The sequence below is a fragment of the Olsenella sp. An293 genome (assembly GCF_002159495.1).
Lineage (GTDB): Bacteria > Actinomycetota > Coriobacteriia > Coriobacteriales > Atopobiaceae > Thermophilibacter.
Map to the genome: position 1 here is coordinate 108191 of NZ_NFIT01000006.1, position 13567 is coordinate 121757.

13 protein-coding genes are annotated in these 13567 nt (G+C 67.6%); 7 read left to right on the top strand and 6 right to left on the bottom strand.

Translation table 11 applies throughout. From position 1 onward, the window contains the following. Nucleotides 1-69: 69 nt before the first annotated feature. On the top strand, nt 70-1119 hold the full coding sequence (trpS, locus tag B5F85_RS05485; RefSeq protein WP_087315177.1) for a tryptophan--tRNA ligase: 1050 nt from the start codon (nt 70-72) through the stop codon (nt 1117-1119). 139 nt (nt 1120-1258) lie between these two features. On the opposite strand, the gene argF is transcribed toward trpS, so the two are convergent. Further along, entirely contained in the window at nt 1259-2257 is a 999-nt protein-coding gene (argF, locus tag B5F85_RS05490; RefSeq protein ID WP_087315179.1) for an ornithine carbamoyltransferase, read from the bottom strand. Between the two features lie 225 nt (nt 2258-2482). Here argF and ppk1 point away from each other — a divergent pair, with 225 nt between their 5' ends. The 5 genes from ppk1 to B5F85_RS05515 all read left to right on the top strand — a co-directional run bounded on the left by ppk1 (nt 2483) and on the right by B5F85_RS05515 (nt 8477). Further along, the gene (ppk1, locus tag B5F85_RS05495; protein ID WP_087315181.1) at nt 2483-4978 is read left to right on the top strand and encodes a polyphosphate kinase 1; all 2496 of its coding nucleotides are present in this window, start codon (nt 2483-2485) and stop codon (nt 4976-4978) included. A 14-nt stretch (nt 4979-4992) separates the two neighbouring features. Continuing rightward, nucleotides 4993-6306: a 23S rRNA (uracil(1939)-C(5))-methyltransferase RlmD gene (gene rlmD / locus B5F85_RS05500; RefSeq protein WP_087315257.1), complete on the top strand. Its 1314-nt coding sequence runs from the start codon at nt 4993-4995 to the stop codon at nt 6304-6306. A 263-nt stretch (nt 6307-6569) separates the two neighbouring features. Further along, complete coding sequence (locus B5F85_RS05505; protein ID WP_087220644.1) at nt 6570-6755, top strand: ferredoxin; 186 nt, start codon at nt 6570-6572, stop codon at nt 6753-6755. A gap of 119 nt (nt 6756-6874) precedes the next feature. After that, on the top strand, nt 6875-7507 hold the full coding sequence (locus B5F85_RS05510; protein WP_087315183.1) for a Maf family protein: 633 nt from the start codon (nt 6875-6877) through the stop codon (nt 7505-7507). After that, the gene (locus tag B5F85_RS05515) at nt 7500-8477 is read left to right on the top strand and encodes a P1 family peptidase (protein WP_239386714.1); all 978 of its coding nucleotides are present in this window, start codon (nt 7500-7502) and stop codon (nt 8475-8477) included. Before B5F85_RS05510 ends, B5F85_RS05515 begins: the two co-directional genes overlap by 8 nt. Before the next feature lie 239 nt (nt 8478-8716). Here B5F85_RS05515 and B5F85_RS05520 read toward each other — a convergent pair whose 3' ends face one another. Continuing rightward, on the bottom strand, nt 8717-9769 hold the full coding sequence (locus B5F85_RS05520; protein WP_087315187.1) for a glycosyltransferase family 2 protein: 1053 nt from the start codon (nt 9767-9769) through the stop codon (nt 8717-8719). Between the two features lie 64 nt (nt 9770-9833). Further along, nucleotides 9834-11036 (bottom strand): UDP-galactopyranose mutase, encoded by a 1203-nt coding sequence (glf, locus tag B5F85_RS05525; protein ID WP_087315190.1) that lies wholly within the window; start codon nt 11034-11036, stop codon nt 9834-9836. Between the two features lie 203 nt (nt 11037-11239). Between glf and pta the strand changes: the two genes are divergently transcribed. Then, complete coding sequence (pta, locus tag B5F85_RS05530) at nt 11240-12235, top strand: phosphate acetyltransferase (RefSeq protein ID WP_087315192.1); 996 nt, start codon at nt 11240-11242, stop codon at nt 12233-12235. Nucleotides 12236-12412: 177 nt separating this feature from the next. Here the strand turns inward: pta and B5F85_RS05535 are convergent, their stop codons facing one another. The 3 genes from B5F85_RS05535 to B5F85_RS10770 are packed head-to-tail and all read right to left on the bottom strand — an operon-like array spanning nt 12413 to nt 13539. Beyond that, on the bottom strand, nt 12413-12619 hold the full coding sequence (locus B5F85_RS05535; RefSeq protein WP_087315194.1) for a hypothetical protein: 207 nt from the start codon (nt 12617-12619) through the stop codon (nt 12413-12415). 29 nt (nt 12620-12648) lie between these two features. Further along, a complete protein-coding gene (locus B5F85_RS05540) occupies nt 12649-13044 on the bottom strand; it encodes a hypothetical protein (RefSeq protein WP_143786138.1) in 396 nt (131 codons plus the stop codon). 48 nt (nt 13045-13092) lie between these two features. Next, nucleotides 13093-13539: a type II toxin-antitoxin system VapC family toxin gene (locus B5F85_RS10770; RefSeq protein WP_204204649.1), complete on the bottom strand. Its 447-nt coding sequence runs from the start codon at nt 13537-13539 to the stop codon at nt 13093-13095. Between the last annotated feature and the right edge of the window lie 28 nt (nt 13540-13567).

Consider the following 13567-nt stretch of genomic DNA (forward strand, 5'->3'; position numbering starts at 1 on the left):
CCGCCGTTTGCCGTACCATAGGATGCCGTTGACCACATACGCGGGGGACCGCAAACGCGAGGAGGAACCATGCCCAACGAGGGAAGCTACGAGGCGGCCAAGCGCAGGAGCGACGAGGTCCACGCCGACCTTCTCGTCCACCCCGAGAACTACACCATGCTCACCGGCGACCGCCCGACCGGCAGGCTCCACCTCGGCCACTACTTCGGCACGCTCGTGGACCGCGTGCGCCTGCAGGACATGGGCGTGCGCACCAACGTCATCATCGCTGACTATCAGGTGATCACCGACCGCGACACGACCGAGCACATCAAGGACAACGTCTACAACATGGTCATCGACTATCTGGCCTGCGGGCTCGACCCGGCCAAGACGATGATCTTCACGCACTCCGCGGTGCCCGAGCTCAACCAGCTCATGCTGCCGTTCCTCAGCCTCGTCACCGAGGCCGAAATGGAGCGCAACCCCACGGTCAAGGCCGAGCAGGAGGCCTCCGGCCACGCCCTCACGGGACTTCTGCTCACCTACCCCGTGCACCAGGCGTGCGACATCCTCTTCTGCAAGGGCAACATCGTGCCCGTGGGCCGCGACCAGCTGCCGCACATCGAGATCACCTCGAAGATCGCGCGTCGCTTCAACGAGCGCTACGGCCACGTCTTCCCGGACGTCACGGGGCTTCTCACCTCCACGCCGCTGCTTCCCGGCCTCGACGGCCGCAAGATGAGCAAGTCCTACGGCAATGCGATCTCCATCTCCATGACCGCCGAGGAGACCGCCAAGCTCATCAAGAAGTCCAAGAGCGACTCCGAGCGCAACATCACCTTTGACCCCGAGAACCGCCCGGAGATCTCCGGTCTTCTCACCACGGCAGGCATCTGCACCGGCCGCGACCCGCGCGAGATCGCTGAGGAGATCGGCATGGGAGGCGCGGGCCAGCTCAAGAAGGTCGTGACCGAGGCCGTCAACGGCTACTTCGCCCCCATCCGCGAGCGCCGCGAGAAGATCGCCCAGGACATGGGATATGTCGCCGACGTCCTGCACGAGGGCAACCGCCGCGCTCGCGAGATCGCCGCGGCCACCCTCGACGAGGTGCGCGAGGCGATGGGGATGGTGTACTAGCAGGCACTACGCACCCCTGTGGGGGCGATAAGGTCCGGCGCTCAGACAGCTTCGCGCGCAAGGGACGCGCGCTGCAGAACTCGCGCGGACCCTGTCCCCTCGCTCGACTTGCGCGTCGAATCCCTCGATATGGAAGTGCTTAGCGCAGCGTCGCGTACATCACCGCCTTGATCGAGTGCAGGCGGTTCTCGGCCTCGTCGAAGACGCGGCTGCGCGGACCCTCGAAGACCTCGTCGGTGACCTCGAGCTCGGCGAGGCCAAACTGCTGGTAGACCTCCTCGCCGATCGTGGTCTTGCGGTCGTGGAAGCTCGGCAGGCAGTGCATGAAGATCGCGTCTTTGGCCGCGAGCTTCATGAGCTCGGCGTTGACCTGGTAGGGAGACAGCAGGCGGATGCGCTCGCCCCAGAGCTCGGCGGGCTCGCCCATGGAGACCCAGATGTCGGTGTAGATCACGCTCGCGCCGGCGGCTCCCTCGGCGACGTCCGCCGTGAGCGTGATCGTGGCTCCCGTCTCGGCCGCGATCTCACGGCAGGTCTTTACGAGCTCGGCGTCGGGCATCTGCTCGGCGGGGCCGCACGCACAGAAGTCGATGCCCAGCTTTGCGCAGACCACCATGAGCGAGTTGCCCACGTTGTTGCCCGCGTCGCCCATGAAGGTGACCTTGCGCCCGGCCATGCCGCCGCGGCCGAACTCCTCCTCCATCGTGAGGACGTCCGCGATCATCTGCGTGGGGTGGAACTCGGTCGTGAGGCCGTTCCACACGGGCACGCCCGCGTACGCGGCGAGCTCCTCGACGCGCTCCTGGCCAAACCCGCGGTACTCGATGCCGTCGAACATGCGGCCGAGCACGCGCGCGGTGTCGGCGATGGACTCCTTCTTCCCGATCTGGGAGGCGCTCGGGTCAAGGTAGACCGCGTGCATGCCGAGGTCGGCCGCGCCCACCTCGAAGGCGCAGCGCGTGCGCGTGGAGGTCTTCTCGAAGATGAGCGCCACGTTTTTGCCCTCGAGGTAGCGGTGGGGCTCTCCCGCGCGCTTCTTGGCCTTGAGCTCGGCGGAGAGGTCGAGCAGGTGGCGGATCTCCTCGGGCGTGAAGTCGAGGAGCTTGAGGAAGTTGCGTCCGGAAAGGCTGACGGCCATGGGGCTCTCCTTTCGTGACCGGCGGGAACGCCGGGTTCTTCTCGGTGCTTTGAAAGCTGCATCGTAGCATGAGCCCGGGACGGTCCGCGGCCGCGCGGCCCCCGCTGGCCCGGCTCTTTTCACAACCTTAACCAACAGGGCCCGGCGGCCGGTCACGCGGCTGCTATCATCGTGGAGACATGCACCGCGGCACACGCTGCCGCACCTTCGTGAAAGGCTTTCGCGATGAGCAAGGACAAGACCAAGGACGCCGTCGAGGAAGAGGCGCGCGGCAAGAAGGACGCCAAGGAGTCCCGCAAGGAGCAGGCCCTCAAGAAGGCAGCCGCCAAGTACGCGGGCGAGAAGGACGGCGAGGACAAGAAGCCCGAGCGCGACTTCTCCTACACCCAGAACCGCGAGCTGAGCTGGCTGCGCTTCGACGACCGCATCCTCGACGAGGCATACGACCCCGAGGTTCCCGCGTTCGAGCGCCTCAAGTTCTGCGAGATCGTCGAGTCCAACCTCGACGAGTGGTTCATGATCCGCGTGGGCGGCCTCTCCGACCTCGCCTCCCTCAAGAACCAGCCCAAGGACAACAAGTCCAACATGACGCCCGCCGAGCAGCTCACCGCGATCTTCGACGCCCTGCCCGCGCTCGTCGAGCGCCACGAGAAGGGCCTCGCCGAGGTCGAGGCGCTTCTCGCCGGGCACGGCCTTGTCCGCGTCTCCCCCGCCGACTACACCGAGGAGGACCGCGCCGCCGTCCAGCGCCACTTCGAGCGCCGCCTCGCGCCGATCATCTCGCCGCTCATCGTGGACCCGCGCCACCCCTTCCCCAACCTGCGCAACGGGCGCCTGTTCGTGGCCTGCTCGCTCGACGGGGCCGAGGAGACCGGGCTTCTCGGCATCATCGAGGTGCCGCGCACCGAGCAGCGCGTCGTCGCGCTGCCCGCCACGGCCAAGGCCTGGCGCTACACCCTGCTCGAGGACGTGCTCGAGACCTGCCTCGACCAGTGCTTCGGCGAGTACGCCCCCAAGCGCTCGGCCGTGCTGCGCGTGACGCGCAACGCCGACATCGACCCCGACGGCGAGGGCGTCGAGGAGGAGGAGGACTACCGCCAGCACATGAAGAAGGTCCTCAAGCTCCGCCAGCGCCTCCAGCCGGTGCGCCTCGAGATCCGCGGCAAGCTCGGCAAGACGCTCGAGACGCTCATCGCCGAGGAGCTCTCCCTCGAGCCGCGCCGCGTCTTCCGCCTCAACCGCCCGATCGACCTCGGCTACGTCTACGGGCTCGAGTCCCACATCCCCGACCACGAGCACGCCGCGTGCGTGTTCCGTCGCTTCGAGCCGCAGATCTCGCCGATGGTCGACCTGAGCCTGCCCATGCGCGGCCAGGTCGAGGACCACGACGTCCTTCTCACCTACCCGTACGAGTCCATGACGCCGCTGCTGCGCCTCGTGCGCGAGGCCTCCGCCGACGACGCGTGCATCTCGATCAAGATCACCCTCTACCGCGTGGCCAAGTCGAGCCACCTCTGCGAGAGCCTCATCAGCGCCGCGGAGGCGGGCAAGGACGTCACCGTCCTCATGGAGCTGCGCGCGCGCTTCGACGAGGCCAACAACATCGCCTGGGCCGAGCGCCTCGAGGACGCCGGCTGCACCGTCATCTACGGCTCCGAGGGCTTCAAGTGCCACTCCAAGATCTGCCAGATCACCTATCACGACCGCGACGGCATCCGCCGCATCACGTGTCTGGGCACGGGCAACTTCAACGAGAAGACCGCCACGCTCTACTCCGACTTCATGCTGCTCACGGCCGACGAGGGCATCGGCGCGGACGGCAACACCTTCTTCCGCAACCTCTCGCTCGGCAACCTCCGCGGCACCTATCGCCAGCTCGGCGTTGCCCCGGTCGGCCTCAAGCCGCTCGTGATGCGCGGGCTCGACCGAGAGATCGCCCGCGCGCGCGAGGGCGCACCGGCGCGCGTATTCTTCAAGATGAACTCGCTCACCGACCGCGACGTCATCGACAAGATCTCCGAGGCCTGCGAGGCGGGCGTCAAGGTCGTCATGATCGTCCGCGGCATCTGCTGCATCAAGGCGGGCGTGCCGGGCAAGACCGACGGCCTCGTGATCCGCCAGATCGCCGGGCGCTTCCTCGAGCACGCCCGCATCTACGCCTTTGGCGAGTACGCGGACACGATCTACCTCTCGAGCGCCGACATGATGACGCGCAACACCGAGCGCCGCGTCGAGATCGCCTACCCCGTGCGCGACTCCGCCTGCTGCGAGATCGTGCGCCACTTCATCGACCTCCAGCTCGCCGACAACGTCAAGGCGCGCCAGCTCACCGCCGAGGGCACCTGGGCCCGCGTCGAGACCGAGGAGGGCGCGCCGCGCGTCAACTGCCAGGAGGTGCTCCTGCGCGAGGCGTACGAGCGCGCCCGCGAGGCCGTCGAGGAGCGCGCGCGTGCCGCCAAGGCGCCGCGCGTCGAGCCGGCCCCCGAGGCAGTTCCCGAGCTCGCCGCAGAGGACATTGCCGAGAGGGACGAGGCCCCGGTCGCCGAGCCCGCGCCGGCGCCCGAGCCCGTCCCGACCCCGGCCCCCGCTCCGGCGCCCCAGCCGACTGCCGACCCCGCGCCCAGGAAGGCCGACCCGCGCCCCAAGCGCGGCCGCGTCTCCCGTGCGCTCGGCCTCTTTGGCCAGGCCTTCGGCACCCTCTTCGGCGGGGGTGACGAGTGAGCGGGACGCGTGAGATCGAGCTGACCTGCGAGCGCATGAGCTACGGCCCGGACGCCGTGGCCCGCGACGAGGGCGGGAAGACCGTCTTCGTCGCGGGCGGCGTGACCGGTGACCGCGTGCGCGCCGTCGTCGACCGCGAGGAGGACCGCTGGGCGCACGCGCGCGTGGCGGAGGTGCTCGAGCCCTCCGCGGACCGCGTGGTCCCCGCCTGCCCGTTCGCCGGCGCCTGCGGCGGCTGCCCCTGGGCGGCGCTCTCCTACCCTGCCCAGGCCGCCGCAAAGCGCGCCGGGGTCGTCGACGCGCTCACGCGCATCGGGCACTTCTCGCCCGAGCGAGCGGAGGGGCTCGTGGCGCCGCTCGTCACCCCGAGCGATCAGTGGGGCTACCGCAACAAGGTCGAGCTCGCGGTGACCCGACAGAACGGCCGCGCGGTTCTCGGCATGCACGGGCGCGGCGAGGCCGACGTCGTCCGCGTGAAGAGCTGCATGCTGCTCGACAAGGCGCACGCAGGGGCGGTCAAGTCCGTCTCGGGCGCCCTCGCCTATCTCTCGAACAGCCACGACCTCGACCTCGAGCGCGTGGGCATCCGCGTGTCGCGGCGCACCAAGGACGTCGAGGTCGCCCTCTGGGACCGTCCCGGCGCCTTCCCGCGCGCCCAGGCGGCCAAGGTGCTCGCTGACGCGCTGAGGCCCACCTCCGTCGTCCGCGTGATGCAGAAGGGCCCCGCCAAGGCCCGCCGCATCGCCGGCGTGGAGTGCCTCTCGGGGGCCGGCTCCTGGGGCGAGCTGGTGGGCGACGAGCGCATGCGCGTCTCGGCACCCTCCTTCTTCCAGGTCAACACCAAGGGGGCCGAGAAGCTCGTTGAGCTCGTGATGGAGGAGCTGAGCCCTCAGGAGGACGAGGAGGCCATGGACCTCTACTGCGGGGCCGGCACCTTCACGCTGCCGCTCGCGCGCCGCGCGGGCTTTGTCTCGGCCGTGGAGTCCTACGGGCCCGCCGTGCGCGACCTGCGGCGCAACCTCGAGTCCGCGGGCCTCGACAACGTGGACCCCATCGGGGGCGACGCGGGTAGAGAGTTCCCGGACACCGACGCCGACGTCATCGTCGTGGACCCGCCGCGCGCGGGGCTTGCCGAGGACGTGGTGCGCAGGCTCTCCGAGCAGCCTGCCCGAGCGATCGCTTACGTGAGCTGCGACCCCGCGACGCTCGCGCGCGACCTCGCTCGCTTCGAGGCGGCGGGGACGTTCTCGCCCGCGCGCGTGACGCCCGTCGACCTCTTCCCGCAGACCTTCCACGTCGAGACCGTCACCCTCCTCCGGCGTCTGTGAATTGGGGACGTGTTATTTCGTGCAGACTTTTTGGGACAGGCCTTTGACGGCCTGTCCCAAAAAGTCTGCACGAAATAACACGTCCCCAATTCACAGACGCTGACCCTACGGTAATCCCCCTGAGCTGCTAGGAATAAACCGCAGCTCAGCACGGTGACCGACAATTTGGAACATATTGCCGCGACGGTTGCGCGCTCGCCGCGAAACGTGTACAAAGATAGGCAACTTGGGCGAAGGGCCCGAGCAAGAGAGAGGATTTCACCATGAAGGCTACGGTCAACGAGGATTGCATCGGCTGCGGGCTCTGCGAGGGCACCTGCCCCGACGTCTTCTCCATCTCTGACGACGGCGTCGCCGTCGCCATCGAGGAGGACGTGCCGGAGGAGGCCGAGGACGCCGCCCAGGAGGCTGCCGACAACTGCCCCGTCTCCGCCATCGTGGTCGAGTAGCACGCTCGACAACGCGTCACCAGACGTTGAGCGGGAGTCGCTAGAGGCGGCTCCCGCTTTTCTGTAAATTGGGGACTGTCCCCAATTCACAGAACCCGCTCGATCCAGGAAGGACACGAATGATTCTCGCCTCGCAATCGCCGCGTCGACGCGAGCTGCTCTCAGAGACCGGCTTCGACCTCGACATCCGCCCCGCCGACATCGACGAGGCCCGCCTGCCTGGCGAGTCCCCCATGGAGCTCGTGGCGCGCCTCGCCGCCGAGAAGGCGGAGGCGGCCCGCGCCACGCTCGACGCCTCCCCCTCCGACGGGCTGCTCGTCGCCGCGGACACCATCGTCTGGATGGGCGACGAGGCCCTCGGCAAGCCGGAGGGCCCCGAGGACGCCGCCCGCATGCTCCGCGAGCTCTCGGGCAGGACCCATCACGTCTCGACGGGCGTCTGCGTGCTGAGCCTTGCCGAGGACGGTTCCGCAGCGGAGCGGGCGAGCTTCGTCGAGACCACCGACGTCACCTTCTGGGAGCTCACGGACGCCGAGATCGCCGCCTACGTGTCGACCGGCGAGCCGCTCGACAAGGCGGGCGCCTACGGCATCCAGGGCGCCGGCAGGCTGCTCGTCGAGAGGATCGACGGTGACTACTCCAACGTGGTGGGGCTGCCGGTGGCGCGCCTCGTGCGCGAGGTAACCCGCCTCATGGGAGACGAGAAGGACTATGTGGCCGAGGCCATCAGGATGGGAGGACCCCTTGCCTAGCGACAAGAGCATCGAGAGCGTCACGCAGATTCCCGGCATCTATGCCGCCCACGCGACCAACGGGGCGGCCGGCACCGGCTGCACCGTCATCTGCTGCCCGTCGGGCGCCACCGGCGGCGTCGACGTGCGCGGCGGTGCCCCCGCGACGCGCGAGACCGACCTCCTGCGCCCCGAGGAGACGGTCGACGTCCTCCATGCCGTCGTGCTCTCGGGTGGCAGCGCGTACGGCCTCGCAGCCGCCTGCGGGGTGGCCGAGGAGCTCGAGCGCCGTGGCGTGGGCCTCGACGTCGGCGTCGCCAAGGTGCCCATCGTCTCGGGCGCCTGCCTGTTCGACCTCGCCTGCGGATGCCCCTCCGTGCGCCCCACGGCCGAGGACGGCCGCGCCGCCTGCGTCGCGGCGCTCGACGGCGACGGTGCCCCGCTTGCACGCGGCAACGTCGGCGCCGGCGCGGGCTGCACCGTGGGCAAGCTCGCGGGCCCGGAGCGCGCCATGAAGTCGGGCCTCGGCGAGGACGTCGAGCGCGCCGGGGAGCTCGTCTGCGGCGCCGTCGCGGCAGTCAACGCCTGCGGCGACGTCCTGGACCCGGACACGGGCGAGAAGATAGCGGGCGTCCGCACCCCGGACGGATCCGCGATCGCCGACACCGTCGAGGTCCTTCTCGGCGGCTACGCGAAGATGCCCCTCGCGCGCACCAACACCACCATCTCCTGCGTGGTCACCAACGCCCGCCTCACCAAGGCTCAGGCCACCAAGGTCGCCCAGATGTCCGCAGACGCCTACGCCCACGCCATCTCCCCCACCCACACCACCAACGACGGCGACACCGTCTTCGTGATGGCCACGGGCGAGGTGGAGGCCCCTGTGGACGTCGTGGGCGCGCTCGCAACGAGGGCACTTGGGCGCGCCATCGCGGACGGCGCCCACCAGGCCGTGGGAGCGTACGGCTACCCTGCCGCGGCTGACCTGTGAGGTTGCGGCCCGGCGCCCTGCATCGAGCCCAGCAATGACCGTGCGTTACGTCCCACCAACTTATAACAACCAAGATTTGACCTGAAGCTTGGCCTGGGTTTCTAGCTCAACCTTGCGGTGGGAGACGGCCTCGAGAGCGATGCCCCGCTGCACTTCTCGTCAGGCGATTTCTGCGCGAAGCACAATGAGCCAGACGAGAAGCGCAGCGGGGCATCCCGGCGCGCGAAAGGTCAGACGAGCTAGTTGAACTTGACCAGCTTCTGGGCCGCGCGGTACCCGGCGAGCGTGAGGGCCTTGCCGACGGTGCCGGGGAGGTTGGTGGCGAGGCCCACGACGCCGTGACGGGCGCGGCGGTACATGCGCCTGTCGTAGGCGCGCAGCTCGTCCCAGAGGCGCTGGAGCTCGTCCATCGCGTCCGGGCGGTCGCTCTTCTTGGAGAAGACCGAGCAGATGGCCATGATGATCGTGAAGTAGTTCATCATGTAGCTGCGCAGCTTCGCGGAGTCGATGTCGTCGTAGACGTGATAGGCGTGCATCATCACGCGCGCGACGCGCCAGTAGTGGTCCACGCGGCTCGTGAGGACCTTGTCGTTGACGGACTGGTCCTCGCGGCCGATGAAGTAGCGATAGACGTCCACGTCGAGGTAGTAGATGCTGCGGCACTTGGGGAACGGTACGTAGGCGTAGATGTTGTCCACGTAGAAGGTGTGCGGGGGCATCTCGAGGCCGCACTCGCGCAGGACGTCCACGCGGTACGTGAGCGCGTGCATGAGCAGGTACTGCCACATCATGAAGTGGCCGATGTTGTTCCAGGTGAAGACCTTGTCCACCGGCAGCACGTGGCGGTAGTCGACGACGTTGCGCGTGTCGTCCTCCACGTGCTCGTAGACGTAGTTGGTGATGACGAGGTCGACGTGCTCGCCGAGCCCGATGAAGTAGCGCAGCTTCTCGAGGAGGGCCCGCACGGCTTCGGCGTCCACCCAGTCGTCGGAGTCGACGTTTTTGAAGTAGACGCCGCTCGCGTTGGCCACGGCCTTCATGACGGCGGCGCCGTGGCCGCCATTTTCCTGGTGGATTGCCTTGATGATGGTGGGGTGGCGCTCGGCCCAGGCGTCGGCCTTGGCGGCCGTGTCGTCCTTCACGGAGCCGTCGTCCACGATGACGATCTCGACGTCCTCGGCGTAGCCCGTGCCCTCGAGGATGGACTCGATGCAGTGGTCCATGTAAGCGGACGAGTTGTAGCAGGGAATGCCAAAGGTGATGGTCTTGGGGGTGCTGACGGTCTTGCTCATCTGGTTTCCTTCTGTGCCCGCGCATGAAGCGAGCCCCTCATCGGGGCTCGCCTGAGGCGCATCCTTAGCTGTGCTGCGAGACGATCTCGTCGGAGAGCTCGAGCGCCGAGGCCACGACGCCGTCCATGTCGTAGTAGCGGTACTCGGCGAGGCGCCCGACGCAGTGGAAGTTCACCACGCCGTCGACGCGCTCGCGATAGCGGCGGTACAGCTCGAGGTTCTCGTCCTCGAGGATCGCGTAGTACGGGGTCTCGCCGCTGCCGGGGGTGTAGGCCTTGGAGTACTCGCGCATGATCGTGGTCTTGCCGGGAACCACCTGCCCGGTCATGTTCTTGAACTCAGTGATGCGGGTGAAGTCCTCGCTCGTGGTGTAGTTGACCGTGGCGACGGGCTGGAAGCGGTCCTGGTCGAGCGTCTCGAACCGCATGTCGAGCGTGCGGTACGGCAGGGCCCCCAGGTCAAGCCCAAACAGCTCGTCGAGCGGGCCGGTGTAGATGACCTCGCCGCCGTACGGGCGCCCGCAGACCGAGACGCTCATGTCGGAGACCTTGATGACGTCGCGCGCGTCGACGCCCAGGAAGACGGAGATGAGGTCGTGCTCGAGCATGTGCTCGAACATGACGGTGTAGCCCTCCGCGGGCATGCCTTGGTAGGGGGCGCCCGGGAAGTAGCGGTCGTCGTCGCCCACGAAGACGGGGACGCGCCCGGTGATGGAGGGGTCGATCTGGTCGGGCGTCTGGCCCCACTGCTTCATCGTGTAGTGAAGGAAGACGTTCTCGAAGACGTAGTCGGCGACCTCGACGAGCTCGGGGTCGTTCTTCTCGCGCAGCTCCATGATCGGCACCTTCTTGTTCTCGCCGAAGGTGGCCACGAGCTTGCGGTAGAGGCGCTCGCCCTTCTCCTCCCCAAAGGCGAGGAGCAGCGAGCGGTGGTTGAAGGGCACCGGCATCAGCGTGCCGTGGATGTTGGCGAGGACCTTGTGCTGATAGTTCGTCCACTCGGTGAAGCGCGAGAGGAACTGGTTCACGCGCTCGTTGGTCGTGTGGTAGATGTGCGGCCCGAACTTGTGGACGAGAATCCCGGCGTCATCGACGTAGTCGTAGGCGTTACCGGCGATGTGGTCGCGACGCTCAAGGATGCACACCTTGAATCCGCACGACTCGGCGAGGCGGCGCGCGCAGACGGCGCCGGCATAGCCCGCTCCCACGACGATGGCGTCATAGCTATCGGGGTTGAACCCCGCGGGCAGACCGTTCTCGATTCCCATACCTGTCCTCTCAGCGTTTCTGCTTGCGGCCGCCCGTGGGCGGCGGGGCGAGAAGAACCGTGCGCTCGCCCAATCGTTCGATAGATTCTAGCACCTCGACCGTATAATGGTCCCGTGCCCGTCGCCAACACCGCCGATAAGCACAGTTCGCGGGACGAGCGCACGCTATCAAGGGCTTTTTGTGAAGAGTCGAAAGGGATGCCATGAGTGACTTTCTCGCACGAATGAAGGCGGCCGCCAAGGCCTACAAGAAGACGATCGTCCTGCCCGAGGGCGAGGACCCGCGCACCATCGAGGCCGCCCGCACAATCGTGGCCGAGGACCTCGCCAACCTCGTCATCCTGGGCGATCCGGCCAAGATCGACGTCGAGGGCGTGACCATCATCGACCCGACCTCCCCCACCGCCCCCAAGCACGAGGCCTACGCCCAGAAGTTCGCCGAGCTGCGCGCCAAGAAGGGCGTGACCATCGAGCAGGCCCGCGCCCAGATGATGGACGCCACCTATTACGGCACCATGATGGTCAAGATGGGCGACGCCGACGGCCTGGTCTCGGGCGCCTGCCACTCCACCGCCAACACGCTGCGCCCGGCCCTCCAGATCCTCAAGACCGCCCCCGGCACCAAGCTCGTCTCGGCCTTCATGGTCATGTGCACCCAGACGCCGGAGTTCGGCGCCGACGGCACGCTCGTCTTCGCCGACTGCGGCCTCAACATCGACCCGACATCCGACGAGCTCTCCGAGATTGCCATCGCCTCCGCCAACTCCTTCGCCACCTTCATGGACGACGTCGAGCCGCGCGTGGCCATGCTCTCCTACTCCACGATGGGCTCCGCCGGCGGCGACACCGCCAAGAAGGTCCAGGAGGCCACCGCGTTTGCCAAGGAGAAGGCGCCCGAGCTCGCAATCGACGGCGACCTGCAGCTCGACGCCGCCATCGTGCCCGAGGTCGCGGCCCTCAAGGCCCCCGAGAGCAAGGTCGCGGGCCACGCCAACGTGCTCGTGTTCCCCAACCTCGAGACCGGCAACATCGGCTACAAGCTCGTCCAGCGCTTCGGTCGCGCCGAGGCCTACGGCCCGATTCTCCAGGGCATCGCCAAGCCGGTGAACGACCTGTCCCGAGGCTGCTCCGCCGACGACATCGTGGGCGTCGTCGCCATCACCGCCGTACAGGCCCAGATGGCCGAGATGCACGCGTAGCAGAGGCCTTCCTCACGCAAACGGGGCCCCGGCGTCACCAGGCGTCGGGGCTCTCATTTTGAGGGTGTGTACGCTCACCTATCCAGTGCACTCGATAAAGTCGCAGCTCAGAGGCATTGACGAGAAGAACGTGCCGTCCGTGGGGCGTACATACCCTCGCCAGGAGCGAGGCGTCGGCTAGGCCTCCGCAAGCGCGGCCCGTGCGACCTCGAGCGCGGACTCGGCGCGGACGAGCCACTCCAGGTCCCAGTCGACCTCGCTCCACCGGCTGTCGACCTCGATCCAGGTGCCCCGGTCTTCTGGCTCGAGGGCGTGCTCGGCGCACAGCCCACGAGAAGCAGGGACAGCGCGATCGCAAGGACGGGCGCAACCTTGATCGTACACACGGCATCTCCTCACTGGGAAAGCGAACGTCAGCGCTGCGGCGGGAGCGGCGGGTCGTAGCTGGGTGCGTCGCGCGGCGGGTACGCAAGGTCGTTTGGCAGGCATATCAGCACGGTGAGCATCCAGTTCCACAGTTCGTAGGCCCCCACGTGCACGTCGGCGATGATGGCTATCAACGTGAGGACTCCCCAGACGATCACGAGGGCGAGGTAGGCGCCTCGCGCCGCACCCGCAAGCCGCAGCCCGTCATCACCGCGACGCGATCGCAGGAGGTCGATGACGAGAATTGCGACGATCGCAAGGTAGCACGCAAAATAGAAGGGATAAGCGGCGCCTTCCCCATCCAGAAGTGCGCAGCACCAGAAGACGCACGTGAACACCGCGAGGCCCGCGAGCCTTAAGACCTGACCAAGAGACAGCCGCATCACGACCACCCGCCTTGACCGCTCTGAGAACCATGTTCTTATCGGCGCTTATACCCCGTTCGCATCGCGACCAGCCGCATGCTCGAGCTCCTCGCGCGTGACGCCGCCCATCCCCGTCGGCCCCACCTCGGTCTCGTTGCGGACGGTCCAGCGCTCGTCTCCGACGTCTAGACCGCAGACGCAGTTGACGCCGTTCTCTAGGCAGAGCTGCTGCAGGTGCCGGTCGAGCGTGCACATCGTCGCCGCGTTGCGGCGCGCCAGCACGAAGTAGAAGACGTCGTAGGAGGAGTGACCGAGCCGCAGGGACTCGGAGAGCGCCTCCAGAGCGAGCTCCTTCATCGGGATGAGCTCGTCAACCAAGCGCCAAGCCTTGCCGAAGAGCGTGACTCCGGTGGCGGCATTGACGTACTGCCCGCGTACATACTTCTCGACGGCATGTGCCATTTCAGCGACGTAGAGCTCAGGGGCGATGACCTTCTCGCCCTCATAGGTCAAGTGCGAAGCGTATCGGCCTCGGGTCGCT

What these genes read in the sequence shown, in the direction of transcription:
- trpS (WP_087315177.1), top strand. Translation starts at nt 70, where the DNA reads ATGCCCAACGAGGGAAGCTACGAGGCGGCCAAGCGCAGGAGCGACGAG.
- argF (WP_087315179.1), bottom strand. Translation starts at nt 2,257, where the DNA reads ATGGCCGTCAGCCTTTCCGGACGCAACTTCCTCAAGCTCCTCGACTTC.
- ppk1 (WP_087315181.1), top strand. Translation starts at nt 2,483, where the DNA reads ATGAGCAAGGACAAGACCAAGGACGCCGTCGAGGAAGAGGCGCGCGGC.
- B5F85_RS05505 (WP_087220644.1), top strand. Translation starts at nt 6,570, where the DNA reads ATGAAGGCTACGGTCAACGAGGATTGCATCGGCTGCGGGCTCTGCGAG.
- B5F85_RS05510 (WP_087315183.1), top strand. Translation starts at nt 6,875, where the DNA reads ATGATTCTCGCCTCGCAATCGCCGCGTCGACGCGAGCTGCTCTCAGAG.
- B5F85_RS05520 (WP_087315187.1), bottom strand. Translation starts at nt 9,769, where the DNA reads ATGAGCAAGACCGTCAGCACCCCCAAGACCATCACCTTTGGCATTCCC.
- glf (WP_087315190.1), bottom strand. Translation starts at nt 11,036, where the DNA reads ATGGGAATCGAGAACGGTCTGCCCGCGGGGTTCAACCCCGATAGCTAT.
- pta (WP_087315192.1), top strand. Translation starts at nt 11,240, where the DNA reads ATGAGTGACTTTCTCGCACGAATGAAGGCGGCCGCCAAGGCCTACAAG.
- B5F85_RS05540 (WP_143786138.1), bottom strand. Translation starts at nt 13,044, where the DNA reads ATGCGGCTGTCTCTTGGTCAGGTCTTAAGGCTCGCGGGCCTCGCGGTG.